At 35.9% G+C, this 25920-nt stretch carries 25 protein-coding genes; 7 read left to right on the top strand and 18 right to left on the bottom strand.

Going from position 1 to position 25920, the window contains the following annotated elements; genetic code table 11:
* Positions 1 to 116: 116 nt before the first annotated feature.
* Both ssb and mutY read right to left on the bottom strand, forming a co-directional pair.
* Positions 117 to 575 (bottom strand): single-stranded DNA-binding protein, encoded by a 459-nt coding sequence (ssb, locus tag Q0543_RS11920; protein ID WP_299253197.1) that lies wholly within the window; start codon positions 573 to 575, stop codon positions 117 to 119.
* 56 nt (positions 576 to 631) lie between these two features.
* On the bottom strand, positions 632 to 1687 hold the full coding sequence (gene mutY / locus Q0543_RS11915) for an A/G-specific adenine glycosylase (RefSeq protein WP_299253194.1): 1056 nt from the start codon (positions 1685 to 1687) through the stop codon (positions 632 to 634).
* Between the two features lie 161 nt (positions 1688 to 1848).
* Between mutY and Q0543_RS11910 the strand changes: the two genes are divergently transcribed.
* The 3 genes from Q0543_RS11910 to Q0543_RS11900 all read left to right on the top strand — a co-directional run bounded on the left by Q0543_RS11910 (position 1849) and on the right by Q0543_RS11900 (position 4914).
* A complete protein-coding gene (locus tag Q0543_RS11910; RefSeq protein ID WP_299253191.1) occupies positions 1849 to 2181 on the top strand; it encodes an HU family DNA-binding protein in 333 nt (110 codons plus the stop codon).
* A gap of 75 nt (positions 2182 to 2256) precedes the next feature.
* The gene (locus Q0543_RS11905) at positions 2257 to 3099 is read left to right on the top strand and encodes a tetratricopeptide repeat protein (RefSeq protein WP_299253189.1); all 843 of its coding nucleotides are present in this window, start codon (positions 2257 to 2259) and stop codon (positions 3097 to 3099) included.
* Between the two features lie 207 nt (positions 3100 to 3306).
* A complete protein-coding gene (locus Q0543_RS11900) occupies positions 3307 to 4914 on the top strand; it encodes an Rne/Rng family ribonuclease (RefSeq protein ID WP_299253186.1) in 1608 nt (535 codons plus the stop codon).
* 79 nt (positions 4915 to 4993) lie between these two features.
* On the opposite strand, the gene Q0543_RS11895 is transcribed toward Q0543_RS11900, so the two are convergent.
* Positions 4994 to 5707, bottom strand: coding sequence for a porin family protein (locus Q0543_RS11895; RefSeq protein WP_299253181.1), 714 nt, complete (start codon positions 5705 to 5707; stop codon positions 4994 to 4996).
* 44 nt (positions 5708 to 5751) lie between these two features.
* On the opposite strand from Q0543_RS11895, the gene gldB reads away from it, so the two are divergent.
* On the top strand, positions 5752 to 6780 hold the full coding sequence (gldB, locus tag Q0543_RS11890) for a gliding motility lipoprotein GldB (RefSeq protein WP_299253178.1): 1029 nt from the start codon (positions 5752 to 5754) through the stop codon (positions 6778 to 6780).
* Between the two features lies 1 nt (position 6781).
* Here the strand turns inward: gldB and Q0543_RS11885 are convergent, their stop codons facing one another.
* The 5 genes from Q0543_RS11885 to Q0543_RS11865 form a co-directional block, all read right to left on the bottom strand.
* On the bottom strand, positions 6782 to 7957 hold the full coding sequence (locus Q0543_RS11885) for a glycosyltransferase family 4 protein (protein WP_299253175.1): 1176 nt from the start codon (positions 7955 to 7957) through the stop codon (positions 6782 to 6784).
* Positions 7957 to 9813 (bottom strand): asparagine synthase (glutamine-hydrolyzing), encoded by a 1857-nt coding sequence (gene asnB / locus Q0543_RS11880; protein WP_299253172.1) that lies wholly within the window; start codon positions 9811 to 9813, stop codon positions 7957 to 7959. Before asnB ends, Q0543_RS11885 begins: the two co-directional genes overlap by 1 nt.
* Positions 9814 to 10039: 226 nt before the next feature.
* Positions 10040 to 10693 (bottom strand): endonuclease III, encoded by a 654-nt coding sequence (gene nth / locus Q0543_RS11875; protein WP_299253169.1) that lies wholly within the window; start codon positions 10691 to 10693, stop codon positions 10040 to 10042.
* Between the two features lie 9 nt (positions 10694 to 10702).
* Positions 10703 to 10933 (bottom strand): hypothetical protein, encoded by a 231-nt coding sequence (locus tag Q0543_RS11870; RefSeq protein WP_299253166.1) that lies wholly within the window; start codon positions 10931 to 10933, stop codon positions 10703 to 10705.
* Positions 10908 to 11513, bottom strand: a complete 606-nt coding sequence (locus Q0543_RS11865) for a sigma-70 family RNA polymerase sigma factor (protein ID WP_299253163.1) — start codon at positions 11511 to 11513, stop codon at positions 10908 to 10910. The genes Q0543_RS11870 and Q0543_RS11865 overlap by 26 nt, the downstream gene beginning before the upstream one ends.
* Before the next feature lie 379 nt (positions 11514 to 11892).
* Between Q0543_RS11865 and Q0543_RS11860 the strand changes: the two genes are divergently transcribed.
* The gene (locus tag Q0543_RS11860) at positions 11893 to 12327 is read left to right on the top strand and encodes a DMT family transporter (RefSeq protein WP_299253160.1); all 435 of its coding nucleotides are present in this window, start codon (positions 11893 to 11895) and stop codon (positions 12325 to 12327) included.
* A gap of 416 nt (positions 12328 to 12743) precedes the next feature.
* Positions 12744 to 15578 carry an excinuclease ABC subunit UvrA gene (uvrA, locus tag Q0543_RS11855; protein ID WP_299253158.1) on the top strand — a complete coding sequence of 945 codons (2835 nt, stop codon included), beginning with the start codon at positions 12744 to 12746 and terminating at the stop codon, positions 15576 to 15578.
* A 67-nt stretch (positions 15579 to 15645) separates the two neighbouring features.
* Here the strand turns inward: uvrA and Q0543_RS11850 are convergent, their stop codons facing one another.
* The 10 genes from Q0543_RS11850 to Q0543_RS11805 all read right to left on the bottom strand — a co-directional run bounded on the left by Q0543_RS11850 (position 15646) and on the right by Q0543_RS11805 (position 25384).
* On the bottom strand, positions 15646 to 16959 hold the full coding sequence (locus Q0543_RS11850; protein ID WP_299253155.1) for a T9SS type A sorting domain-containing protein: 1314 nt from the start codon (positions 16957 to 16959) through the stop codon (positions 15646 to 15648).
* A gap of 235 nt (positions 16960 to 17194) precedes the next feature.
* The gene (locus tag Q0543_RS11845) at positions 17195 to 18430 is read right to left on the bottom strand and encodes a hypothetical protein (protein ID WP_299253153.1); all 1236 of its coding nucleotides are present in this window, start codon (positions 18428 to 18430) and stop codon (positions 17195 to 17197) included.
* Between the two features lie 324 nt (positions 18431 to 18754).
* Positions 18755 to 18988: a hypothetical protein gene (locus Q0543_RS11840; RefSeq protein ID WP_299253151.1), complete on the bottom strand. Its 234-nt coding sequence runs from the start codon at positions 18986 to 18988 to the stop codon at positions 18755 to 18757.
* Positions 18989 to 19006: 18 nt separating this feature from the next.
* Positions 19007 to 19777, bottom strand: coding sequence for a YgcG family protein (locus Q0543_RS11835; protein ID WP_299253148.1), 771 nt, complete (start codon positions 19775 to 19777; stop codon positions 19007 to 19009).
* A gap of 422 nt (positions 19778 to 20199) precedes the next feature.
* A complete protein-coding gene (locus Q0543_RS11830; protein WP_299253145.1) occupies positions 20200 to 20988 on the bottom strand; it encodes a YgcG family protein in 789 nt (262 codons plus the stop codon).
* Positions 20989 to 21426, bottom strand: a complete 438-nt coding sequence (locus Q0543_RS11825; RefSeq protein ID WP_299253142.1) for a TPM domain-containing protein — start codon at positions 21424 to 21426, stop codon at positions 20989 to 20991.
* 2 nt (positions 21427 to 21428) lie between these two features.
* Complete coding sequence (locus Q0543_RS11820) at positions 21429 to 22010, bottom strand: LemA family protein (RefSeq protein WP_299253139.1); 582 nt, start codon at positions 22008 to 22010, stop codon at positions 21429 to 21431.
* Positions 22011 to 22291: 281 nt separating this feature from the next.
* Positions 22292 to 23620 (bottom strand): choice-of-anchor Q domain-containing protein, encoded by a 1329-nt coding sequence (locus Q0543_RS11815; RefSeq protein ID WP_299253136.1) that lies wholly within the window; start codon positions 23618 to 23620, stop codon positions 22292 to 22294.
* A 54-nt stretch (positions 23621 to 23674) separates the two neighbouring features.
* Complete coding sequence (prfA, locus tag Q0543_RS11810; protein ID WP_299253133.1) at positions 23675 to 24745, bottom strand: peptide chain release factor 1; 1071 nt, start codon at positions 24743 to 24745, stop codon at positions 23675 to 23677.
* Between the two features lie 63 nt (positions 24746 to 24808).
* Entirely contained in the window at positions 24809 to 25384 is a 576-nt protein-coding gene (locus Q0543_RS11805; protein WP_299253130.1) for an SRPBCC family protein, read from the bottom strand.
* Between the two features lie 331 nt (positions 25385 to 25715).
* Here Q0543_RS11805 and Q0543_RS11800 point away from each other — a divergent pair, with 331 nt between their 5' ends.
* A complete protein-coding gene (locus tag Q0543_RS11800; protein WP_299253127.1) occupies positions 25716 to 25853 on the top strand; it encodes a hypothetical protein in 138 nt (45 codons plus the stop codon).
* The last annotated feature ends 67 nt before the right edge of the window (positions 25854 to 25920 follow it).

Genomic DNA, 25920 nt, shown 5'->3' with positions numbered 1-25920 from the left:
CAGACTTTACAATTGTTTAAGCATATAGTATAGGAGTGTTATAAGCAGCAACTATACTGTATGTAGGTATGGGGTAAGGATCAGATGATCGTTCCATTAACAATTTTTTGTGAAAATTAGAATGGTAAATCGTCTGCACCACTAGTTTGCGGCTCAAATGATCCAGCGCTTTCCATTGCTGGACTAGATGGACTTGACGATGATGCGTTTGATGTAGACGACCCTCCAGAATTTTCTGAATTAGGTTTTCCTCCTAACATTGTCATAGTATCACCAACGATATCCGTTGCGTATCTTTTAATGCCATCTTTATCATCGTATGAACGCGAACGAATTTTGCCTTCAACATAGATTTGACTTCCTTTTTTAAGATAACGTTCAATTACATCTACAATTGGCCCCCAAAATACAATGTTGTGCCATTCAGTCTGGTCAACACGTTCGCCGTTTTTGTTTTTGTAAGATTCTGTAGTTGCCAAAGAAAAGTTTGCAACTTTACGATCTGTGCCTACTGCACGTACTTCAGGATCTTTACCAAGATGCCCTACTAAAATTACTTTGTTAATTCCTGCCATGGGAGTTTTTTGTTTTTAGCTGTATTGAAAAATTTATTAATTAATAATAAAGATACTTAAAATTTATGAGCCCTCAAACACTTAGTAATCAAAACAGGCTTTGGGGTTTGCGTTATTTCACTTATGTTAATTTCTTGCATCGAATATTGCTTTTTTATGGCGTTGAATATTATTTTAGGAACATCAAATGCATAAAAGGATGCATGTAAGATTTGGTGACTTAAAATGTGTTTATATGGTCCGTATTCCGCACGCAGATGCTTTTCTGTAAGTCTTATTTGGTCGAGCAGCAGTTCGTCTAAGCTCACGATACGCTCTGTTTCGTGCAACCAAAATTCATACAAACCTTGCCAAATATCGTTTGCACCACGTTCTTTCATTAAAACCACATCGCCATTACGAATGATAAAATAATTAAAGAATCTATTTTGTTTCGCCTTTGCCTTTGCTTTAAGTGGCAATATTTTTTGGTCGCCCGCACTATATGCTACGCAAATCCCTGAAAATGGACAATTTTCACAATTGGGATCAGCAGGGGTACAATGCATCGCACCAAACTCCATGATTGCCTGATTGTAAATGTCTGGATCTTTAGTGGGTATAAGGCTTTGAGCTAATTCGGCTATCTGTTTCTTTGTTGTATTTAAGGTTATATCCTCATAAATACCAAAGACTCGGGTTAATACGCGGTAGACGTTTCCATCCACAACAGATACTTTTTCTTTATAGGCAAAGGAAGCTATTGCTGCTGCAGTATAGGGCCCTACGCCTTTTAAAGTCAACAATCCAACATAAGAATCCGGGAAAACGCCATTAAATTCAGTTACAATTTGCTGGGCAGTTTTATGTAAATTTCGGGCTCTTGAATAATATCCTAGGCCTTGCCAAAGAGATAAAACATCTTTTTCACTCGCATTTGCAAGGTCGAAAACAGAGGGAAATTGCGTTAAAAAGGCAAAATAATAAGGCATTCCTTGCTGAACGCGAGTCTGTTGTAAAATTATTTCCGAGAGCCATATTGGATATGGGTCCGTTGTTTCTCGCCAAGGGAGTTCTCTTTTATTTTTTAAATACCATCGAATCAGTTCTTTATGGAATTTTTTTTGTATCATTGTAGGATCTTGCATGGGGACGAAGTGCTTAACCACTTATGTTACACAAAATTATGTAGGATTAATTAAGTAAATATATTTTTTATTCACGAAATAGTAGCCTAAATTTGTAAGCTATTTTTGAACTAATTAAGTATCATATAATTAATAAATATAGAGTAATGACGAAGGCAGACGTAATTAACGAAATCGCAGAAAAGACAGGAATTGACAAAGCTGATGTAACAACAACAGTAGAAGCATTCTTTAAGGTTGTCAAGGACTCTATGTCTGAAGGAAACAACATCTACGTAAGAGGTTTCGGTAGTTTTATCAACAAAAAACGCGCACGCAAAGTAGCACGTAACATTTCTAAAAACACAGCAATCATCATAGATGAGCACTACATTCCAAGCTTTAAGCCTGCTAAGGTTTTCGTTGAGAAAATCAAATCTAGCAAGAAAGTAAAAGTTATGGCAGAGAAACTTATTGCTGCTGACGAAGAAGTTGACTAGTATCAGCATTATTTGATGAAATAAAATGAGTTGAGCCTGTATGTACATGCAGGCTCTTTCTATTCTTCTTTAATCATGCAAAAGAAACAAATCATTGTAGCTTTAATAGCTGTAGTAGGTATTGGACTTGTATTTAGCCTTCCTAAGTTCTTGGTTCACAATGAAAAAGATGAGGTGTCTGGCACAGAAACACCTGTTGCTAAATCGGACTCGTTATCTGAGATTGGCAAAATGATGGCTGAGAAGCACACGCATAAAGCGTCTGATGCCGATCAAAAAAGAATACAAGATTTAACAAAGAATTATTATTCCATTTCGAATAACGAAAAAAAGCGTATCTTTGCAGACTCAATTTTGGTGTTTTATACAAAATTCCACCAATATGATAGTGTTGCTAAATATTCAGGGGAAATTGCAGTATTGCAGCCAACCGAGAAAAATTTAGTTTCTGCAGGCGATGCATTCATGCAAGCATCAGATTTAGTTTCAGTAAATGAAAAATCTGCTTACATGGATAAATCAAGAGGCTTTTATAAAAAAGCGCTTGAGTTAAATGCAGCAGATTTAGATACAAAATCCAAATTGGCAATGACGTATGTTACCACGTCTAACCCAATGGAAGGCGTCACTCTTTTGAGAGATGTAATTAAAGAAGATCCGACAAATCAAACGGCTTTATTTAATTTGGGATATTTGTCTATGCAATCTGGCCAATATGCGAAAGCAGCAGAGCGCTTTAAAACTTTGACTGAAGTGAATCCAGAACATGCGTCTGGAACGTTTTACTTAGGTTTAAGTTATCAAGAATTGGGAAATAAAAAGAAGGCGAAACAATACTTTGAAAAAGCAAAAGGGTTGGATAAAGACCCTGAGTTTCAAGCAATCGTTGATAGCTATTTAAAAGAATCTAATCAATAATATTATACATTTAAACGATTACAATTATGCCTTGCGGTAAAAAAAGAAAACGACATAAGATCGCTACACACAAAAGAAAAAAACGTCTAAGAAAAAATAGACATAAGAAGAAGTAGTCCCTTCTTTCTTAATAAGTTTTGAAATAGCTGGTTTCTTTCAGATTCCAGCTAATTTCTATTTTAGAACCTTTTACATTTAAATAGAAGCGTGAGCAACGAATTATTTATAAGTTCGTCTCAAAATGGAGATCGCATTGCCCTAATCCACGATAAGAGGCTTGTTGAATACCAATTTGAGGATCATGCCCGTAAATTTAATGTTGGTGATATCTATTTAGGTACAGTACGCAAAGTCGTACCTGGACTGAATGCAGCTTTCATAGATGTTGGGTATGAGAAGGATGCTTTTTTGCATTATTTTGACCTTGGTCCGAAGATTAAATCCCTGAGCAAGTTTACAAAAAATGCAATTACCTCAGCATCCACCCCGGCGCTACTCAAAAAGTTTGAGTTAGAACCGGAAATAAAAAAAGATGGTAAAGTAATTCAGGTACTAGATAAAGGAACCCAAATTTTAGTTCAGGTTGTTAAAGAACCTATATCTACAAAGGGGCCTAGACTTTCATGCGAGATTTCTCTTGCAGGTCGTTATTTAGTTTTAGTACCTTTTTCTAATGTAGTTTCTGTCTCCAAAAAAATTACAGATAAAGAAGAGCGCCAACGTTTGGTACGCTTAATTTCTTCTATTCGTCCAGAAAACTTCGGCGTAATCATACGCACAGTAGCGTCGAATAAAGAGGTTGCGGAACTTGATAAGGATCTTCGAAATTTAGTAAAAACGTGGGAAGATGGTATTGCTGTTCTTAAGAAAGCAAGACCTAGAGACTTAATTATTGGCGAATTGGATCGCACCTCTTCCATCTTAAGAGATATGTTGAACGAGAGTTTTGACAGCATCAATGTAGATACAAAAGAGTTGTATGACGATCTCCGTTCGTACATTAAAAACATTGCTCCTGATAAGGAACGCTTAGTTAAATTACACCAAGGCAAAACAAAAATGTTTGAAGCTACGGGTGTAGAAAAACAACTGAAAACCTTATTCGGAAAATCCGTTAGTTTAACGGGCGGTGGATATTTGATTATTGAACACACAGAAGCATTACATGTTATTGATGTGAACAGTGGTAACAAATCAAATACTGAAACCAGCCAAGAAGAAACAGCATTACACACCAATCTAGAATCTTGTCGTGAAATAGCACGTCAATTAAGACTTAGAGATATGGGCGGTATTATTGTTGTGGATTTTATCGATATGAAAAATCTCGATAACCGCAAAGTAATATACGAACGCATGAAATTGGAAATGAAAGACGATCGTTCTAAAAACGTGATTCTTCCATTAACAAAATTTGGCTTGATGCAAATTACGAGAGAACGTGTACGTCCTCAAACAAATTTAATTACGCTAGAAGTTTGTCCTAGCTGTAATGGCACAGGCAAAATCAGTGCAAGTATTGCAGTAACCGATCAAATAGAACACAAGTTGGATTACATCATTACCAAGCAAAATGAGAAAAACATAACCTTGGTATTGCATCCATATATTTATGCATATTTTACAGCGGGCTTTATATCTAAGAGAACAAAATGGTTCTTAAAGTATTTCCGTTATGTGAAATTGCGAACAGATTCATCTCTGGGTTTAACAGAGTTTAAATTCTTAGATGAAGGTTCTCAAAATATTGATATGGAAAGTGAAGCAACACTTGAGGATTATAGAAACGAAGAATACGTTACTTCAGAAAAATAATTCTTTAATATCGTATTAATAAAAAAATCCCTTTCTGATAATTATCGGAAAGGGATTTTTTTATTAATAATAACGTATTTTAAAAGTTTATACCTACTTCTAAACCAATTAAATCCATATTGTATTTTGCAGACTTATTAAATTTTTCATTAGTTGTATTAGAAGTTCTACTATTCAAAACGTTTGTTAGACCTCTGCTATAATACAATCCAGCAAACAAAGCATTCGATTCACCAATCTGGTAATTAACGCCTGCCGCCATGTAGGCAGACACATCAAATGCATTGTATTTGTTTTGATAATCACCAACTAAACTAGAATTTTGACTTTTAAATTTTTCATAAAAATTTATGGTTGCTAATGCGCCTAATTGAAAATACAACTTTACATTGGTTGTAATTTCATTTGTATACACTTTAAATGTTATTGGAATTTGGACGGATTGAAGACTTACAATATCCTTTTGGTCAACCGAACCTTGGTAGAGGCTAAATGGATTTGTGGCTGGATTTGTGACTCCAGAAGGGCTGTTAATAGACAATCCAGATCTTCTACTTAAATACCACGCACCTGTAGAAAAGGCATAATTGTCGCTTATTGCAAAATCAAACGTTGGGCCTACTGCAAAACGAATACCTGAACTATTATTTTTAAATTCATAACCATCTGCATTGTTCAAATCTTTTACTCGATCCATACATACAACCGATGAAGCACGCAAGCCAATGGTTACTTGAGCAAAACTTGCTACAGTTAAAAAGCTAGATAAAAAAAGAAGCGATATTTTTTTCATAAATTTGTCGTTATGTATATTAAAATTAATATATCTTTAAAAATATGAAATTTTGGATAGCGATACTATTTACAGCGGCACTTTTTTCTTGCAAAGATCAAAAGTCGGAATCAAATGTAATTGAGAAACAAGTTATAAAGCCTGAAGAGGCAGAAGAGGTAGTTGTTGCTGCGGACGTTATTCGGTTGGACAAACAATTATTGGCCATGCAAACTAAGGAAGAGATGGAGCGAATTTTGGTAGCGAACCCTCCATTTTTTAAACAATATCTTAGAGGTGTTGCTAAAAAGCCCATGGCTGCAGATGTTGATCACATGTTTGGTTATTATAACAATCCAGGCTTGAGAAACTTTGGCAAGGAAGTAGACTCAACATGGGGCGATATGAAGCAATTTAAAAGTGGCTTAGCATCGGCTTTTCAATTAATGGAATACTATATCACTGATTTTAAGGAACCCAAAATTTATACCATTTACTCTGGTTTAATGGAGCCAGACATTTCTTTCTCTGACTCAGCAATTGTAGTGTGTTTGGATTGGTATTTAGGCCCTAAATCTTCGTACAAACCAAACTTATATGAATATATGTTGGGCCGCTACGATAAGCCGTATTTATTGCCCATGATCGCTTTAGGTATATCAACAAAATTTAATAAGAATAACCCCTCAGACGAAACACTATTGGCGGAAATGATTTATTATGGGAAGGCGCATTATTTTGTTGAACGCGTGATGCCTGATTTGGAAGATTCTTTAAATATAGGGTACAGTTCAAAAGAATTAAAATCGATTGATGCGAATCTTCCTGTTATTTGGGGACATTTTATCGATCGTAAAATTTTATTTGAATCAAGCCGTAAAATCGTAGAGCAATATACAGGCGAAGGTCCATTTGTAAATGAAATAAGTAACGATTGTCCGGGACGCATTGGAAGATGGTTGGGCTGGCAAATTGTACGCAAGTACATGATCACACACCCAGAAGTTACTCTGCAAGAATTAATGGATCAAAAGGATGCCGGAAAAATATTCAAGGAATCGGGTTATAAGCCACCATTAAAACCAAAAAAATAAATCAGCAAATTGTCTCTATAACTTTCGCAACCAATATATCGGTTGAAAAATAATCTTCAGCAACTCGTCTGGCATTGTTCTGAGAAGCATGCAGGCGAGTTTTGTCGTTTATATACGGTTGAATCTTGTCTATGAAATCTTGGGGAATTTTAGGATTTGCATAAAACCCAAGCCCTTCTTTCTCAATAATATCTTTTAGCCAACCTTCTGTATTTACAATCACCATACGACCTGCAGCAAGTGCGTCAAAAAATTTATTCGGGCTATTTGTTTGCAATATAGGTTTTGAATCGAATGATATGTAAACTGCATCGCTTATGTTCAACACTTCTTTTACACCTTGCTTATTGCTGTAAGGGATGAATTTAACGAAGGGATAATTGATTTTTTTTATTTCATCTTGAATATAATTCAATTCAGAACCAGCCGCTTGAATGACAAAGAATAAATCCGTATTTTTTATTTTTTTACAATAATCTATGATGTCAACTAAGTAGGTAAGATTATTGGAAAGGCCTGCGCTTCCTATATAACTAACTACAAAATTTCCATCAATGCCGATTTTTTTTTCTAAAGACTCATTTTTTTCTTTGTATTGAAAAAATGCACAGTCTGACATATTTGGGATTACAACAACTTCCTTAGCCGGACACATTTTGACAATACTGTCTTTCATGCTCGGAGACAAAGCGATAATTTTTTTTGCATGCGAGTAAATATTTTTTTCAAGTTTGAACAAGAAATATTTGAGCAAGCTGTTTTTAATGACGCCCATTTGTATCGGAGCTTCTGGCCATAAGTCACGCACTTCAAAAATATACGGAATGTTCTTATTTCGTTTTAGAAGCAAGGATACAAACCCAACAGTTATGGGTGTTGAGGTAGCATAGCACAAATCAACACCTCCAATTTTTTTTGCACACGAATAAGAAGAAAGAATAAAACGTAAAAATGAAATCGTTCGTTTAAAAAAACCAAAGGCATTGTCGTAGGCGATTGGAAGATACGTTACGGTAATTCCATTAATGAGTCTTGTAATTTGTTCGGGCTTGTTGTGAGAGGTAATTAGATGCACTTCATGTCCCGCTTGTACCATACCCGAAGCGATATGCCAGGAGCGAATAGCACCGCCTTCTTCTGGCGTTTTAAAGTATTGATGTATGTATAAAATCTTCATTAAAATTCTTTTTCATACCAATTCATAAGCAACAACACAGACCATAACTCCGAAGAGCAATCTCTGCTATTGTTCAGATGTGTGTCTATAAGTTTCCCAACTGTATCATACGGAACCCATTCATAAATTGGATGAAGACTATTCCTCAATTGCTTCACAAAATTTATATTTTGAGGCATCTTAATCCAACGCCCAAAAGGCATACCAAAACCTTCTTTGGGACGATTTAAAAACGCTGCCCCCCCGTTCATTTTTAATACTTCTTTGAGTATCCACTTCCTTCCGTTTTTCAACAATACCGATGGATTCAATCCTTCAACAAATTGCTTAACCTCTTGATCCAAATAAGGTACACGCGCTTCAATAGAAGAACGCATGGTCATTTTATCCGTAAGCGCAAGAATGTCGGAAATTAAATATTTTGATCGATCGGTGCGCAAACAAAAATTTAGATAATATGAAACATCTTCGTAGTTTTTGTCTTCAGCCTCTTCTTGAGTTGAATCATCTCTTTGAATAAAGTATTCAGAAGACGAAAAATTCATGCATGTTTGAATGGGATCTACATCTAATAATCCTGTAAATTTGTTCCACAAACGAAATACTTTTTTGAGCGAATGATTCCCTCCATCGGGCAGAATATTGTAGGTTCCTTTTATCAATTTTATCGCCGTCTTTTTGTGCAACAGATGATGGAGATAACTATTATAAGCTTGGTGTCGGTTGTAGCCAGCAAACATTTCATCTGCTCCAGCACCGTTAAGTGCTACCTTGATGTGTTTTTTCGCTTCTTCAGAAATGACGTGCGTTAAGAAAATCGCCGAATCTCCAATAGGTTGATCAATTAGTTTTACAAACTCCGGAAGTTGTTGCAGCATACTAGAGTCCACGTTTATTTCATGATGATCGGATTGATATTTCTTTGCAGCCAAACGCGCAAAGGTAACATCGTTTGTTCCGTAGGCTTTTTCATTTAAAGCATTCGCAATGGTAAAGGTCGGAAACCCGATATGTCCTAAAGAATGTATTTTTGAAAGCAATAAAGTCGAATCAATTCCACCACTTAAAAACAATCCCACAGGAACATCTGCCACCAATTGTCTTGAAACAGAATTTGTTAATAAATCATTACATGTATGTATGAGTGTTTGGTCTTTAACGGGACTGCTGTCTGCTATATTTACAGGTCTTTCGTAGCGTTTTATTTTAAAATCATGCGCATCGATTTTAATGAATGATGCTTCATTCAATTCAAAAATATTTTTATAAAAGGTAAATGGCTTTGCTGCGTATTTGAATTGTAAGTAATGGTTTACTTGAGAGCTGTTAAATTCTTTTTTAACCAAACCGCTAGCAAGTATCCCCTTGATTTCTGAAGAAGCAATAAAATAATTATCGTCGTTATAGTAGTACACTGGTTTAATTCCGCTTGGATCACGTGCAATAACTAGGCTGTTTTCTTGTCGATCATACAACGCAAATGCAAACATGCCATTCAATTCAGTTAATCCTCCTAAACCTTTTTCCATCATCCAATGAAGTAAAACCTCTGTATCGGATTCTGTTTGCCATTCATCGTTCGATATTCGTTGTTTTAATTCTTTGTAATTATAGATAGCCCCGTTAAACGTTAAAGAATAGCGTTTGTCTTTAGAGTGAAAAGGTTGGTTGGAGTGTACATTACGGTCAACAATTTCCAATCGATTGTTGCCAATAAAGATGTGCTGCCCTTTGTATTGAAAGGAAACGAAATCACTATTGTCTGGTCCTCTATAAAGAGTTGCAGCATTCATAGCTTGAATAGAGTCAGCTGTTAAATGCCCTTTTTTGTCGATGATTACATTAATGCCGCACAAAATAACAGGGATAAGATACAGCGATAAGGTACAATAAAAAATGAAACTCTAGTAGCACATTTCAGTGAAACTATTGGATTGTGTTTTAATAATTCGTGTACGCTGGTTTTTGCCCAAACACGAAGAAATGTTGCTAGGCGCTAGTTTCCAGTTGCTAGACGATGTACTGCGGATATATAATAGATAATATACATGTGCCTTTTTAACCTAACACTATAAGTACAAACTATTTCTCCGCCTTTATTTTTTTAGCGTAATACATACAAATATCTGTAAGCGGACAAATTTCGCATTTTGGTGTGCGTGCCAAACAGGTATAGCGACCGTGTAAAATAAGCCAGTGATGTGATTTGTAAACAAGATCCGTTGGAATGTATTTCATCAGATGTTTTTCAACTGCTAATGGAGTTGTTGCCGTTTGCGGCACCAATCCAATTCTTCTTGAAACCCTATATACGTGCGTATCAACCGCCATGGTTGGTTGATGCCAAATGACACTGGCAATTACATTTGCTGTTTTGCGGCCAACGCCTGGAAGTTTGATCAACTCTTCAACTGTGTCAGGTATTTCTCCCTTATAATCGTTGATGAGTAATTGTGCCATTCCAACCAAATGTTTGGCTTTGTTGTTGGGGTAGGATATGCTTCGAATGTACCCAAATACTTCTTCTACCGTTGCTTGTGATAAAGCATAGGCATCGGGAAAACGATTGAATAAAGCCGGAGTTGTGAGGTTAACCCGTTTGTCTGTGCATTGCGCACTCAAACTCACCGCCACCAAGAGCTCGTATGGATTTGTATATACGAGCTCTGTTTCTGGTTCGGGTGAATGGGTTGAGAAATAGGAAAGAAATCTTTCAAAACGTTCTTTGCGTAGCATATCAGTAATTTACTGTTGCAAAGAAAAGGATTTTGAATACATTAAAATACGGTTTATGACATTTTCTGAAGGTTCAAGAGTTGTTTTGTCTAATCGCATTTTCATTTTATTGTATTTTGTATACAATTGGTGAAAATCTGAATCAATTAATAACAAACTTTTAAACTGAGTCCGTTCAATCGGACCTACTTCATCATAAACAAATCGAACAACATCATTTTGGGTAAACGTTTTTATCATACACAGGCGTCTTTGGTTGCGGTGTCAGCTCCTTGCGGAGATTGATCAATGCATAACGCATTCTGCCCAAAGCGGTGTTAATACTTACACCAGTAGCATCAGCAATTTCCTGAAAACTCATGTCGGAGAAATGTCTCATCATTACTACTTCACGCTGACTTTCAGGCAATTTTTGAATCAACGAATGAATTAAATTTTCGTTTTCTGCTTTAATCTGAGTGGTTTCATACGAATCTTCAGAAAAGTGCAGGGTGTCGAAAATATTCATTCCTTCATCCATAACGACGGTCGGATATCTTTTAGTACGTCTGAAATAATCGATGGCTAAATTGTGCGCAATACGAGCAACCCAAGGTAAAAATTTCCCCTCTTCGTTATATTGTCCGCCTTTCATCTTGTGAATGACCTTAATAAAAACGTCTTGCAAGAGATCTTCTGCTATGTAGCGATCCTTGACAATTAAATAAATAGTGGAATAAACTTTTGATTTGTGCCTTTTTATGAGTTCAGCAAAAGCCTCTTCGTTACCGTGGATATATTGAGATACCAATGCGGAATCACAAACAGTTGAAATTTTCATATCCGTACATGTTTAGTTAACGTAGAGGTCTAACTCATAGGGTAGTATTTTGTGGTTTATACGTAAAGGCTATAATAATCCTAAATTAGGAGTAAATAATGATATTTACAAGGATATATACGTAGGGGTAGGGAAAAGTAACTGGAAAAAAACGTACAAAGTACAAAGTACATAGTACAAAGATGGATGATTAGCAGTCTAGGGTGGTTCAATGGCGAGAAAACGATAATAACATGACATACAAATAGAATTGTTATTTTAAATTACTTGGATTAAAGAGCATAGACCACACATAATAAACAAATTCATCAAAAACATTGTTTTTAAGTCTTAGTACTCCGTACTCTGTACTCTATACTTTCTTCAAAAACACATGAAAATGAACACAACATACTTTATAACACTTGCCTTAGCAGGCATTGCCGTTGCTTTTCAAGCAGGCGTAAATGGGGCATTAGGAAAGCAGATTGGCACAATGGAAGCATCTTTCACGTCTTTTTTTGTTGGCTTGGTAACGATTGGAATTGCAATGCTCTTTTTTGGAAAAGGGAATATTACGTTGGTGAAAGATGTTCCGTTATGGCAACTTTCGGGTGGTATTTTAGGGGCCTTTTATGTTTTGGCAATCATTATAATGGTTCCTAAAATCGGCATTGGTAATGTATTGATGTTGTTAATCATAACCCAACTGACCACAAGTGCCGTAATCGATCATTTCGGCATATTTACAGGGATACCTATTAAAATTGGTTGGAAGAAAATTTCTGCCATGGGCTTGATGTTTTTTTCCTTGTGGCTGTTTTATAAGAAGTAGGAGAAAGTACAGAGTATAGAGTACGGAGTACAAAGATGGCTCATTGTCATTAACTTGGGTACATGATTGAGGGATAAATAGTATCGATATTATTCAAAAAAATTACAAGCCTTAATTCATTAGCTCTGTTTAAAAAATGTATTTAGCCATGTAGTCAAAGACTGCGAAATGATTGACACAAGTCCGCTTTCTGTTCATACTTACTGTATTGTTGAAATAGCAGTGTTTAACAATTAGCTGCGTTTAGGATAGATAAGACTGGCGCCAGAGAAGATAAATTTTTGTTTTAGTACTCCATACTTTATACTGCGTACTAAGTACTTTTTAATTGTGATTATTGAATAAAAAAGTGGAACTTTAAACAGTATGTATTCCTTATAAAAGAGGTGTATTGCCGAATGACCAAGATTGAATGTATGAAAGAAGTAGCTGTGAAAAAAAAAACATATAGTGTGGATTTAGAATCGTTGAGTCCACGAAATTTTATCATCATTAAAGGTGCGCGGGTTCATAATCTCAAGAACATAGATGTTGCCATTCCAAGAAATAAATTAATCGTCATTACAGGTTTGTCGGGTTCTGGAAAATCTTCTTTGGCTTTTGACACCTTGTTTGCCGAAGGGCAACGTATGTACGTAGAGAGTTTAAGCTCTTACGCGCGTCAGTTTTTGGGTCGTATGGAGAAGCCAGAAGTAGATTACATCAAAGGCGTGTCTCCCGCAATTGCCATTGAACAAAAAGCAAATTCACGCAACCCACGTTCCACGGTTGGTACAACAACAGAGATTTATGATTACCTAAAATTATTATTTGCGCGGGTTGGGCATACCATTTCGCCTCTTAGTGGAGTAGAAGTAAAAAAGAATACCGTTACAGATGTTATTGATTGGATTTTTAAATACGAGGAAGGAACACGGTTCATGGTACTTGCTCCGTTTAAATTAAAACACGATCGCAAACCCCACGAAGAGTTACAAGTACTGTTGCAGAAAGGATTTACCCGTTTGTATTTGAATGGGGAAGTTGTGTTGATGGAAGAACTGCTTGAAAAAGGAACAAAAGCCATTCCTGCAAAAGCAGAAGCGTGGATTTTAATTGACCGAAATACCGTCAACAAAGTTGAAGAAGATGCGGTGTTCCGTGTGGCAGACTCTGTACAAACAGCCTTTGCAGAAGGCGAAGGAGATTGCAGAATTGTTATACCCGATAAAGTAACAGAAGACTTCTGCGATCGTTTTGAAGCAGACGGAATTATTTTCGAAGAACCAACGGCAAATTTTTTCAGTTTTAACAATCCATATGGCGCCTGCAGAACCTGCGAAGGTTTTGGACATGTAATGGGCATCGACGAAGATTTGGTTATTCCAGATAAATCCTTGTCTGTTTACGAAGGCGCGATTGCTGCTTGGCGTGGAGAAAAAATGAATGAGTGGCAGAAACCACTTATTAAAAACGGAATTAAATTCGACTTTCCCATTCATAGAGCTGTACAAGATTTAAGTCCAGAAGAGAAGCAATTGCTTTGGGATGGCAATAAGTACTTTGAAGGCTTAACGGCATTTTTTGCGTATTTAGAAACGCAAACATATAAAATACAATATCGCGTAATGCTTTCCCGCTTTAGAGGCAGAACCGTTTGTCCGGACTGCAGAGGCACGCGTTTACGTAAAGATGCATCTTATGTTAAAGTGGCAGAGAAATCAATCACAGATATTGTATTGATGTCTGTTGATCATGCCGTGAAGTTTTTCAACACAGTAAAACTTCATAAGAACGAAGCAAAGATTGCAGAGCGTTTATTAAAAGAAATTATCAATAGACTATCCTATTTAGAAAAAGTAGGCTTGGGGTATTTAACCTTGAATCGTTTAACAGCATCGCTTTCGGGTGGAGAGTTTCAACGTATTAAGTTAGCAACTTCTTTAGGTAGTGCTCTGGTAGGTTCTATGTATGTATTGGATGAGCCAAGTATTGGTTTGCATCCGCGCGATACAGGAAAGCTAGTAGAAGTGCTTAAGATGTTGCGCGACATGGGCAACACGGTTATTGTTGTGGAGCACGAAGAAGAAGTGATGCGTGCTGCGGATCAAATTATTGATATTGGTCCAGATGCAGGTATTCATGGTGGTGAGCTGATGTTTCAAGGTGTAATTGATGATATGTTAACGCACAGCGGATCGTACACAACCGATTATTTAACAGGCCGCACATCAATTGAAGTACCTAAGCACCGCAGAAAGTGGAATACGTTTATAGAGATAAAAGGCGCCCGCGAAAACAATCTTAAAAACATCGATGTAAAATTCCCGCTACACACCTTCACTGTTGTTACAGGCGTAAGTGGTTCAGGGAAGTCTACGTTAGTTAAGAAAATATTATTCCCTTCGCTTCAAAAGATATTTGGTTTTTCCGGGGAGTTCACGGGTAAGTTTGACCGCATCGATGGAGACATACGTGAGGTAACGCAAATTGAATTTGTAGATCAAAATCCAATTGGCAAATCGTCACGTTCCAATCCGGTGACGTATGTGAAAGCTTACGACATCATTCGAACCTTATATGCAGAACAAGGCTTAGCAAAATCCCGCGGATATAAGCCTGGCCATTTTTCATTCAATGTAGATGGTGGCAGATGTGAATTGTGTCAAGGTGAAGGTATTGTAACGGTTGAAATGCAATTCATGGCAGACGTACATTTAATCTGCGAAGCCTGTAATGGCAAACGTTTCAAACAAGAAATACTAGAAGTCAAATACAACGAAAAAAGTATTTCGGATGTATTGGATATGACGATTGAAGAAAGTTTAGACTTCTTTAAAGACAAAAATAAATTAATTGAAAAGCTACAACCCTTATCTGACGTAGGTTTGGGATATGTGAAACTGGGGCAATCTTCGAGTTCCTTATCGGGTGGAGAAGCACAACGTGTGAAACTTGCTTCGTTTTTAGGGAAATCACCCGAAGACAAAAACGACCATATTTTGTTTTTGTTTGATGAACCAACAACAGGCTTGCACTTTCATGACATCCGTAAATTATTGGATTCCATTCAGGCCTTGATTAATAAAGGAAATTCTGTGATTGTAATTGAGCACAATATGGAAATGATTAAATGCGCCGATTGGATTATTGACATAGGTCCAGAAGGAGGCAACGGCGGCGGAGAAGTGATCTTTGAAGGCACGCCAGAACAAATGCTCAAATGTACGAAGGGACATACAGCGCGGTATTTAAATGAGAAGTTGAAGTAGGAATAAAGAATCATTATTTAACGTCGCCGAGGTTTAAAACCTCGGCGACGTTTGTATTTTACGATTATTAATAATTATTTTTAACAATCTTCTGAATATACACCTGACCTTCATTTTCAAGAGTTAGAAAATAAATGCCTGCCGTAAGTGCGGGTAAATTAGAAAGGTCTATCTGTTGATTAGAAGAAGAAATTACAATTGAGGAAGTATGCACTTCAACGCCAAGAGTAGATACAATTCGAAGATTCCAATTTCCAACAGTTAAATTTGATGCATTAAGTAAGATAGAATTTTCAAATGGATTCGGAGAAACGAGTAGTTTCCCACTAGACGTTTGTAGGTTTTTTGTATCAAGAATTAATTCTAAGCCATTACAATCATCATCTAAAATTGATTGTTTAATGTATCGTATGTTTGCATAACCTTTAGATGGAAGAGGCATACCATCATTAAAGCCCGAATTGCCAGAAAATGAATAAGAAGACAATCCACTGCCTATCTGAAATGAATATGATGAAACTGGAGCCTCAAATACCATAGGAGGCGCTATTAGCAAACTCCGGTTATTATTCATATTAGGAGCAAATGTAAGATACTCTCCATATTTGTTTGGGGGAAAAGTAAGTGGGTACGTGTAAGGAAAGTCCCCATTCACTGAACATTCTGTAACTATTAATTTACAATGGGTTTGATTGGTAGAATAAATGCTTCCGTCGAAAGCATCAATATGACATAAGCTAAATAAATAAGTAACGGTATCGCCGTTTAAAGAAATTATTTTTGTGAGAACTTTAAATATATCATTACCTACAGGCGGCCGATTCGGATATGTAAGGTTCGGTTGATAAATTAAAATGTCTCCAATATCATAGTTGAAATAATCAAAGAAATTAAGTTTGTTTATGCCAGTCTTCGTATTTAAAATATACGTTAGGTTAAAATGGCTAGAGCCAAAAAAAAGATTATCGAAAAATGGAAATGAATATACAAGGCCAAATTTTTCAGAAATTTTGATTGAATCCTTAAAGCCTGAAGTATTTTCAACTAAGAATGTTTTCACATAATCCATTTGATTTGTTAGCACAAGCTCTTCTTCGTAGCTATTATAATGAACAGTATATAAAATATTGTTGAGCTTGAACGTCCACAGCGCACCAAGTATTTCTTGTGTTTTTAAAATTACTGTGTCAGTTTGAGTATAATTTGAACCGAGAAAAAGATATTCGCCATTTATTTTCTTGATCAATGAATCCCCAAAGAAATTGCTTCTAGGGGCATATTCTACTTGTAGTTGATTAAAATAAAAAATAGAGTCAGAACCAATTAAAACCGCACTATCTACTTCGATCCCATGTATTAACTCAGTATTAATTTGGTTCATTATGTATCCAGTATATGTATACTGGTATTTATACTTATTTTTAAACGGCTGAAAATTCTGTGCAGTGGCAGAAAAAGCAAGTGTAAAAATCAAAAGTGAAACAGGTATAGAAAATCGCATGGCTATAGCTTTTAGAATAGTAATTTAAAGATAATTACGAATAAACCGATATATGGGTGTTAAAATATAACGTCCTAGCTTATGTAACATGCCATAGATGGAATTCAGCGTATCTTCACGAAAATGGCCCATAAGAAAAAACGTTATAAGTATGCCACACACACACCGTAATAAAGATTGCGATTTGTGCTTTTTTAGCATTCAATAGGCTACCTGCTTGAGCAATACTTAAGCAAAGCAATATTGGCATTATTGTGAAGGTGAGTCGTTCCGCATAATAACCCAGCAGCATAAAGAAAACCGTAAAGCAACCTAGCTGTAGCAAAATCAATTTCGTATTTCTATCAAATATAAAAGCAGGCTGCGCTTTGATTTTTCTGAAGATTATAGTAACACCTACGAATGCCATAAATATGTACATCATAGTAAGCGTAGAAATAAACTCCACTAAATTCAAACACAGAGCAGTAGCGAAATTTGTTGGAGAAACAGATAACGAATCTATGATCCATACTAGTTGCCTGTATCGAACAATCTCATGATTGTAGTATTCAATACCTTTATATTTTAAAAATAAAATCCATAATAGCGTAGGTAGCAAGAAAAGTATACAGCTAATAAAAAGAAAGCCGAATGTATGATTGCTCATTAATTTCTTGTCATCATATAAGATGTAGCACAGATATAAGAGCGCGCTTACAAATAAAATTAAAAAGCTTCCGTACATCAGCATACCTAAACCTAACATAAAAAAGTACAGGTATATATTTTTCGTTGACATAACCTTAAGCCATTTGATGGATATATATATACAGAACAAGGGAATTAGGAAGGCAAACATTTGTTGATGTGCCGTCCAAAAAAATGCTTTGGTCATAAAGTTAGATGCAATAAAAACAGATAGCATTAGTGTAGTTGTATACGAAATATTGCCATCCGTAAGTATTCGTACAATCTTATCGAAAAAGTACAATGAGAGTAATAGGATAGTAAAATTTAGAAATACATATCCAACATACATACTTTTTTTGAGTGTTAATTCGAATAGGTTTTTAAATGGACTGCTTATATAATGTACCGTATAGCCGACACATGACGCTACAACAGAATATAAAGGACGGCTTTGTCTCACATAATTTTCACGCAATAAAACAGAAGGACTCATTGCACTTTCTATATACTCGTTTGAATCGTAATTTAGAATAAAACCTGCGTAAGGGTTAAGTGGAACATATTCTCCCCAAAATTCAGTATCTATTGTTGGTTTGGGCGAGTACAAAAAACACGCATTCGACAATAAAATCAGTATTGAAAAATGTATAAGTCTTTTAATCGTAGGGGTTTTTTGCATAGTTGAGTGTATGAGTATAAAAATGAACTTAGGCGAAAATAATCTAGTATATCTATGTTGTTCAACAAATATAAAACAAAAGAATGATTCGATTTGATTCAAAGAGTATATAAATGAATCATCAATGAAATCCCCATTAAGACTGAAAACTAGTGCTGGGATATTGCGTCACGAATTTTTGTTAGAAGATTATGGCTGTGCCATTTAAATTTATTGGTATTAATATTTAAATGGAGCTTCACCAATTTTTAATCCATGGTTATCATAAAAATATTCTTTCAATTGATCCCACAAACCATCCCATAAAATATTCTTCTCAATGCTTCAAATGGCTTTGTTTGCATGTTGTTGTGTATAGATATCACAAATTTCCTTACATGCATTCGTGAATGCAAGGGCATATTCATTCGCTTGTGGAATGGCCTTGTCTTGTATAATCGTAAGACAACAAACAGAAATTAGTTCCGCTTCAACTTGATATAAATTCGTTCTATAATTATGTTTTTGAAAATGAGTCAAAGATTTTTGAAAGATTACTTTTGCTTCTTCTGTAGTCATTTGTTAATACTTAAATAATTACCAGCTACCGCCAGAACCACCACCACCGAAGCCACCGCCGCCAAAGCCACCGCCGCCAGAACTGTCACCAGAACTGTCACTATCGCTGCTATCGCTACTATAACCACCAAGACCTCCACCTATAATTGGTCCAAACCGACCACCTTTTGATCTACTTTTATTATTTCCCTTCTTGTCTCTATTTATATAGTTGAAAAAACTAACTATAATAATGAGAACGAAAATCATGATAAACAAATTCGGTACCGGCGAACTTTTATTGCCCTTTGGATCTGCAGCATATTCATTTTCGGAATACCGAATAATGGCGTCAATCGTAAAATTAATGCCATTGAAATAATTACTACGCTTAAATTGAGGAACCAACTCCGATTCGATGATGAGCTTGCAACGCATATCTGGCAAAACGCCACCCATACCATAACCAGTAGCTATAAATGCTTTTCTATTTTCTTTTGCGATTAATAATAAGACACCGTTGTTTTTTGATTTCTTACCAATACCCCATAATTCGCCTAACTGGAATGCATAATCTGAAATGTCATAATCACCCAGATTGCTGATTATGACAATGGCAATTTCTATGGAAGTAGAATCGTTAAATCTTTTTACTTTTTGCTCCAATTCATTTGCTTCGGTCGCACTTAACAGCCCTGCAAAGTCGTTTACAAATCGCGCGGGACTGGGTTTTGGAGGGAAATCATTTGATTGCGCACTTACTTTAAAAGAAAATAGTAAAATAAATAAGAATAGGAATCTGCTTTTCATCTAGTTATTAGTAAAAGAAATATCGTTTGATAATTCTTTTCCGTTGTTGTTTGAATACAATTTTACGTTCTCCAAAAATTTCAAAGTCTTCTTTAATTTCATCAAGAAATTTAGTGATTTTCAGTCTATATAGTCAGGTTGTGATTTTGCACTGCGAGTTTCGTAAGCCATTAACTATCTGTACGTATCAATAAATGCAAATAATGTAGCAACAATAGTCGCTACTACTTTTTAACCAGCCCCATTGTTGGAAATAAGAATTTCGTCAATCACACTAGTGTTACTATTCGTATCTCCAAAGCCAATATTGTATCATTCTTTATATTCGTAGGCGTATAATGAATACTGCGCTTAATAACAGTCCATCTACGTTTAATTAGAATAAAACAAATGCTAAGTAAAAAATGAACAATAACAGGTTATTACCAACTACCGCCAGATCCGCCACCACCGAAACCACCACCGCCAAAGCCACCAAAGCCTCCTCCGCCGCTACTTCCGCCTCCGAATCCACCAAACCCTCCACTATTTCTATAGCTGCTGCCCATAGCAGCTCCGCCAAGAAGTCCGCCTAAAAAGCCTCCGCTGCCATTGCCAGAGTTTCCGTTTGAATTATTCCCTGAGTCTTTGCGATTTATAAATCCGATAATAATGATAGCAACAAGTATGAATAGAAATACATAACCAGGCTTTAAGCCTTTTTGTTGTACAGGGTCTGCTACATATTCGTTTGCTGAGTAACGAATGATTGCATCTACAGAAAAATTAATACCATTGTAATAATTCCCACGTTTAAATTGAGGAATCAACTCCGATTCGATGATACGTTTGCAACGCATATCTGGCAATACGCCACCCATACCGTAGCCAGTTGCTATAAATGCTTTTCTGTTTTCTTTTGCAATTAACAACAAGACACCATTGTCTTTCGACTTCTTACCAATACCCCATAAATCACCTAATTGAAATGCATAATCTGCAATATCGTAATCGCCCAAGTTTCCTATAATGACAATAGAAATTTCTATCGAAGTAGAATCATTAAATCTATTTACTTTTTGCTCTAATTCACTTACTTCGGTTGGCGTCAACATTCCTGCGAAATCATTTACCAATCTTGGCGGACTGGGTTTTGCAGGAAAATCACTTTGTTGAGCACCTACTGCTAAGGAGATCAGAAAAAGAAATAGGATTAAGAATCTGCTTTTCATCTAGTTTTTCTTGAAAGAAATATCGTTTGGCAATTCGTTTACATCGTTGTTGGAATACGGGAAATGCTCACTTAGTTTTGATCCAGCCTTTTTAATTCCTTCACTCAAACCTTGTGCATACAAATTGTTTTTAAAGTGCGTTAAAACAATTTCTTTAATAGAATCCCAGAAGCCTGCAGGCACCTTAGTGTTGATGCCTGCATCTCCTATTATTGCAAATTTTCGATCTTTTATGGAAAGGTAAAAGAGTACTCCATTTCTCAATTCCGTTTTATGCATAGCAAGATCTGCGAACACATCTGCAGCACGATCTAATACATCGTATTTGCACACGTTTTCAATATGCAAACGTATTTCTCCAGACGTAGATTTCTCTGCTTCCTGAATGGCTTCATTGAGTGCAGCAGTTTCTTGAGCATTAAAAAAGGAATGTGGCATACTTAAAATTTAACTTTTACTGCTTTTTCAGCACCAGCTTCTGCTTCGAAATATCCTTTTTTCTTGAATCCAAACATGCCAGACATCATGTTGTTTGGGAATGTTTGGATTGTAGTATTGTATTCTTTTACTGCATCGTTGAACTTTCTACGAGCAACGAGAATTCTATTTTCTTGTCCAGACAATTCTGCGCGCAAATCTGAAAATCCTTGATCCGCCTTTAAGTTTGGATAATTTTCTGTAATGGATAGTAACTTACTCAATGCGCTTGTTAATTGACCTTGGGCAGCTTGATATTTCTGAATACCTTCTTCAGTTAATTGGGATGCATCCACTTTAACTTGTGTTGCTGAAGCACGTGCTTCGGTTACTTTAATCAACGTTTCTTGTTCGAAATTAGCATAGCCTTTTACGGTTTCAACCAAGTTGCCAATCAAATCATTTCTTTGTTGATAAGCAGCATTAACTTGAGCCCATTCACCATCAACTGCTTCTTGTTGCGTAACCATGGTATTGTAACCACAAGAGCTAAATAAAAGCGAAATCAAAAGGGCATAAAGAGGAAGTGGTAACAAACGTTTCATCGGGGTATAGATTTTAGATTTAGGGTTAAATTTTTAAGTAAGTTAATTCAGAAATTTACTACTATTTAAATTTACAGCATATACCTGTAAAAACATAACATTCAGAAAGGTATTTACTGATAAGATAGACGTACGAAGTCAATAAAAATTGTAGAAGGATTTAATTTAATGGGTGGTTGAAAAAAATCAAGATAGCCTGTGAGGTAAATTTTATTGCATTATAACAACCACTGTAATTTTGTTGTCTAACACCTGGTAACTATCATCTAGAAACTATCTAACTATTGAAATTCATACGCACCAGCATCTGGGTTAGCATCTCTTGGGGTGCCAATTAAATCGTCTGAAATACCCACTGGCAAACAAAGGTCGATGGCAGGGGAGGTATCCTTTAATTGAAAATTAAATAGTGTGCTATTTTTAAACAGAGGGTCTGCATTCAAAATAGTTGAATGCGTTCCAAGAAAGGCTGACTTCCAAATACTAGATTGCACAAAAAGTGCAGGCGTATTTGTTGCCAAAATTTCATCGGTTTTATCACCCCACAAAATACTGTTAAATACATACATCTTTAAAGAAGAAGCATTATCGCCTAGCACCAAACAAGGCTCCTCTCTAACAAAGCGTGTTGAATAATTTACGAATGTACAGTGCTTCCAAACACCACAACCACCTAGGTGTTTAAGCGCAGCATACGGACTATTGCTTAAGAGAATGTTTGAACCATTTAGATCAACAGTCGCCGCATCTATCAAACCTTTGCTTGTATAAAGTATCGATACATGGTCTAAACTTAGTTCTGCAATTGTATCGGCATCCACAACTGAAAATAATTTCAATGCGGTTGTTGCATTCCGTATGGTTGTCCAAGAAATGCGGTTGTCTGTGCTGGTTGTCTGGAAAATAATTCCGCCCCATTGACCAAGATCTGCTTTTGCAGAAGCATCTAATTTATCTGAAGCAATCAAGACAGAATCTGTTTTGGTTCCGTCCACCGTTAAGCGCCCCTTAACATTTATGGCAGCGGCATTGTGCATGTATATTTTGCAACCGGCTTCTATTTTCAATTCACAGCCAATACCAATTTGTATAGTATCATAGAGTACATAGGGCTTATCGTTTGTCCAAGTTGTATTGCAAGGCAAGGTGGTTTTTTTATAAAAATGCGCATCTTGACCATACGTTTCAAGTAGTATTTTTTGATTGTTCGTATTGGTATTGAATAAGATTGAATCACTAACCAGAAAGGGCATGTTTTGATTGCTTGGATTTATTAAAACTTTAACCAAAACATATACGCTGTCCTTACCAAGTATTTCTAGATCAGATACTAGCGGACCGCTGCGCCCGTTTACAATAATGCTATACGGAGAATTGGAGCCTCCCGCTAGTATAATACTTGAAACACGAATTTTATTTTTGTTTGGATTGTAAACGATTAATCTTTTGGTAATACTGCCGACACTTGCAAAAAGGGTATCAAAAAAAATAGTATCTTCTGAAAAACTCAGCCTATTGCTAACATTGTTGCTCAGCTCTTCATCTTTGGGCTTGCAACCAAAAAAATGCAAAACCAAAATGATAAAAAAACAAAGGGAACAATATCTCATAGCATAAGGTATAAATATAAAGGGTTGGTGAAACCAACCCTTTATAGAATAGTATTAAGCAACACCTTCTTGAAGTCGGTTTGCATTTTCAGCCAACCTGAGTTCTTCAATAAAGTCACCGATGTTGCCATCCATTACTTGTGTAAGGTTATGTACCGTATAGCCAATGCGGTGATCAGTAACACGGCTTTGTGGGTAATTGTATGTTCTAATTTTATCCGAACGGTCACCACTACCAATCATGGAATTACGTGCTTTACCTAATTCGTCTTGTTGTTTTTTATATTCAATTTCATAAATACGAGAACGCAATACTTTTAATGCTTTATCAAAGTTTTTCATTTGAGACTTCTCATCTTGGCATTGCACAACCGTACCAGAAGGTATGTGTGTAAGACGGATAGCAGAATACGTTGTGTTTACAGATTGTCCACCTGGTCCAGAAGAACAAAATGTATCCTTACGAATGTCATTCATGTTTAATTGAATATCCACTTCTTCCACTTCTGGCAATACTGCTACAGATGCTGCAGATGTATGTATGCGGCCTTGTGTTTCCGTTGCTGGTACACGTTGTACACGATGTACGCCTGATTCAAATTTTAATTTTCCGAAAACATCATCACCGGCTACGCTACAAATAATTTCTTTGTATCCACCAGATGTTCCTTCGGTTGCATCAATCAATTCCATTTTCCAATTCATGCGTTCGCAATAACGTTGGTACATACGGAATATATCTCCAGCAAAAATAGAAGCTTCGTCTCCACCACTACCACCTCTAATTTCGAGGATGATGTTTTTACTATCGTTGGGGTCTTTTGGTATTAGAAGTTCTTTAATTACAATTTCTAATTCATCTTTTTGAGTGGCTAGCGTTTCAAGCTCTTCTTTTGCCATTTCTCTAAAATCTGGATCTTTTTCTACACTCAATACTTTTTTTGAACTGTCAATGTTGTCCAAAATATTTTTGTATTGTACATAAACATCATTGATCTTATTGAGTTCTTTATATTCTTTATTAAGGGAAGTATAGCGTTTCATATCCGACATAATGTTCGGATCTAGAATGGCTTCTGAAACTTCTATAAATCGTTCTCTAATTGCTTCTAATTTATCAAGCATGGGTAGTATAGGTAATTAAGACACAAAGATAGAAAAAGGAAGGGAGAAAAAGGCAAAGAAAGCTTAGAAGCCTTCATTGGAATCCGAATTTTTAGATTCTATAATCATTTTAAGCCGATTTAGGCTTTCTTGAAACAAAGAACCTGCAATATTATTCATCATTAATATGATATACCTGTTGGGCAGGTGAAAACCTACATCCCCAGTTAGGCTTACCGTAACTTTTGAAGTGGTTTTTGTAATAGCGTCAATTTTGATATTACCATCTGTATTGAATCGATTATTAATCAACAATATAAAGGATACATGGTCATTTAGCTCATTATCAATAATTTTTATATTCCCTTTGCCTAACTTGTCGCCGTTGTAGCTCATTTCACTACCAATACCTTGCGCAGAACCGCTATATTTCTGAACCAATGAATAATCTTTGTTATTGTTTAAGGCAGTCCAAGATTTCCATTTTTGCAGATTGTTTAAATAAGGGAAAATAGCTTCATTCGATCCATTTATTTTTATGGAACGTTCCACATGATAGGAAGATGGCAAAGCAATACCAACAACTACAAACAACAATATAATTGTTAGTAGAATAAGGGATCCTTTTTTAAACTGATTGCCAATGATTAAGCGAGACATATGTGTAAATTCGAAAAAACGTACCTTTCTATACGATTAGAATCGATAAGGGTTAACATTTTTACTTTTTGAGATGTAATGAAGTGAAGGAGTTTTAATCAAATAGTGTTGAAGTAGTAATTAAAACTATAACAAGTTATATATTTTATTTAAATATCACTGTTTTTGGGGGTCCTTAAATCTAAAAATGATTGCTACTCAACCTAAATATATTAAAGAGTTTGCAAATAGACGGCTTACAATATTGTTTATGCTAAAATTAGCTGTTAAAGCAAATGGAGTATCCTAATGGTCTCATTTTAACTCATAATTAGCAAGCTTTCATTTGGGAATGAACTTAATTAAGTTGAATTTTGTAACACCCTGTGTTGAATCAGAAAAATACATATCGCTTACTTATTGGAGTATTCCTCTTGTTTTTTACACGGGTGGTGCTGCCAAATTTGCACCACCATGCGGAGGAATATAAGCATCAAGGAATTAATATACCGCTTGGTGACGAATGTTTGATTTGCTCCCTTGATCTTGTTTCGGCC

It is taken from the genome of uncultured Cytophaga sp., assembly GCF_937863595.1.
GTDB lineage: Bacteria > Bacteroidota > Bacteroidia > Cytophagales > Cytophagaceae > Cytophaga.
Note: the sequence above shows the minus strand (reverse complement) of the source record. Positions and strands in the feature narration are given on the sequence as shown.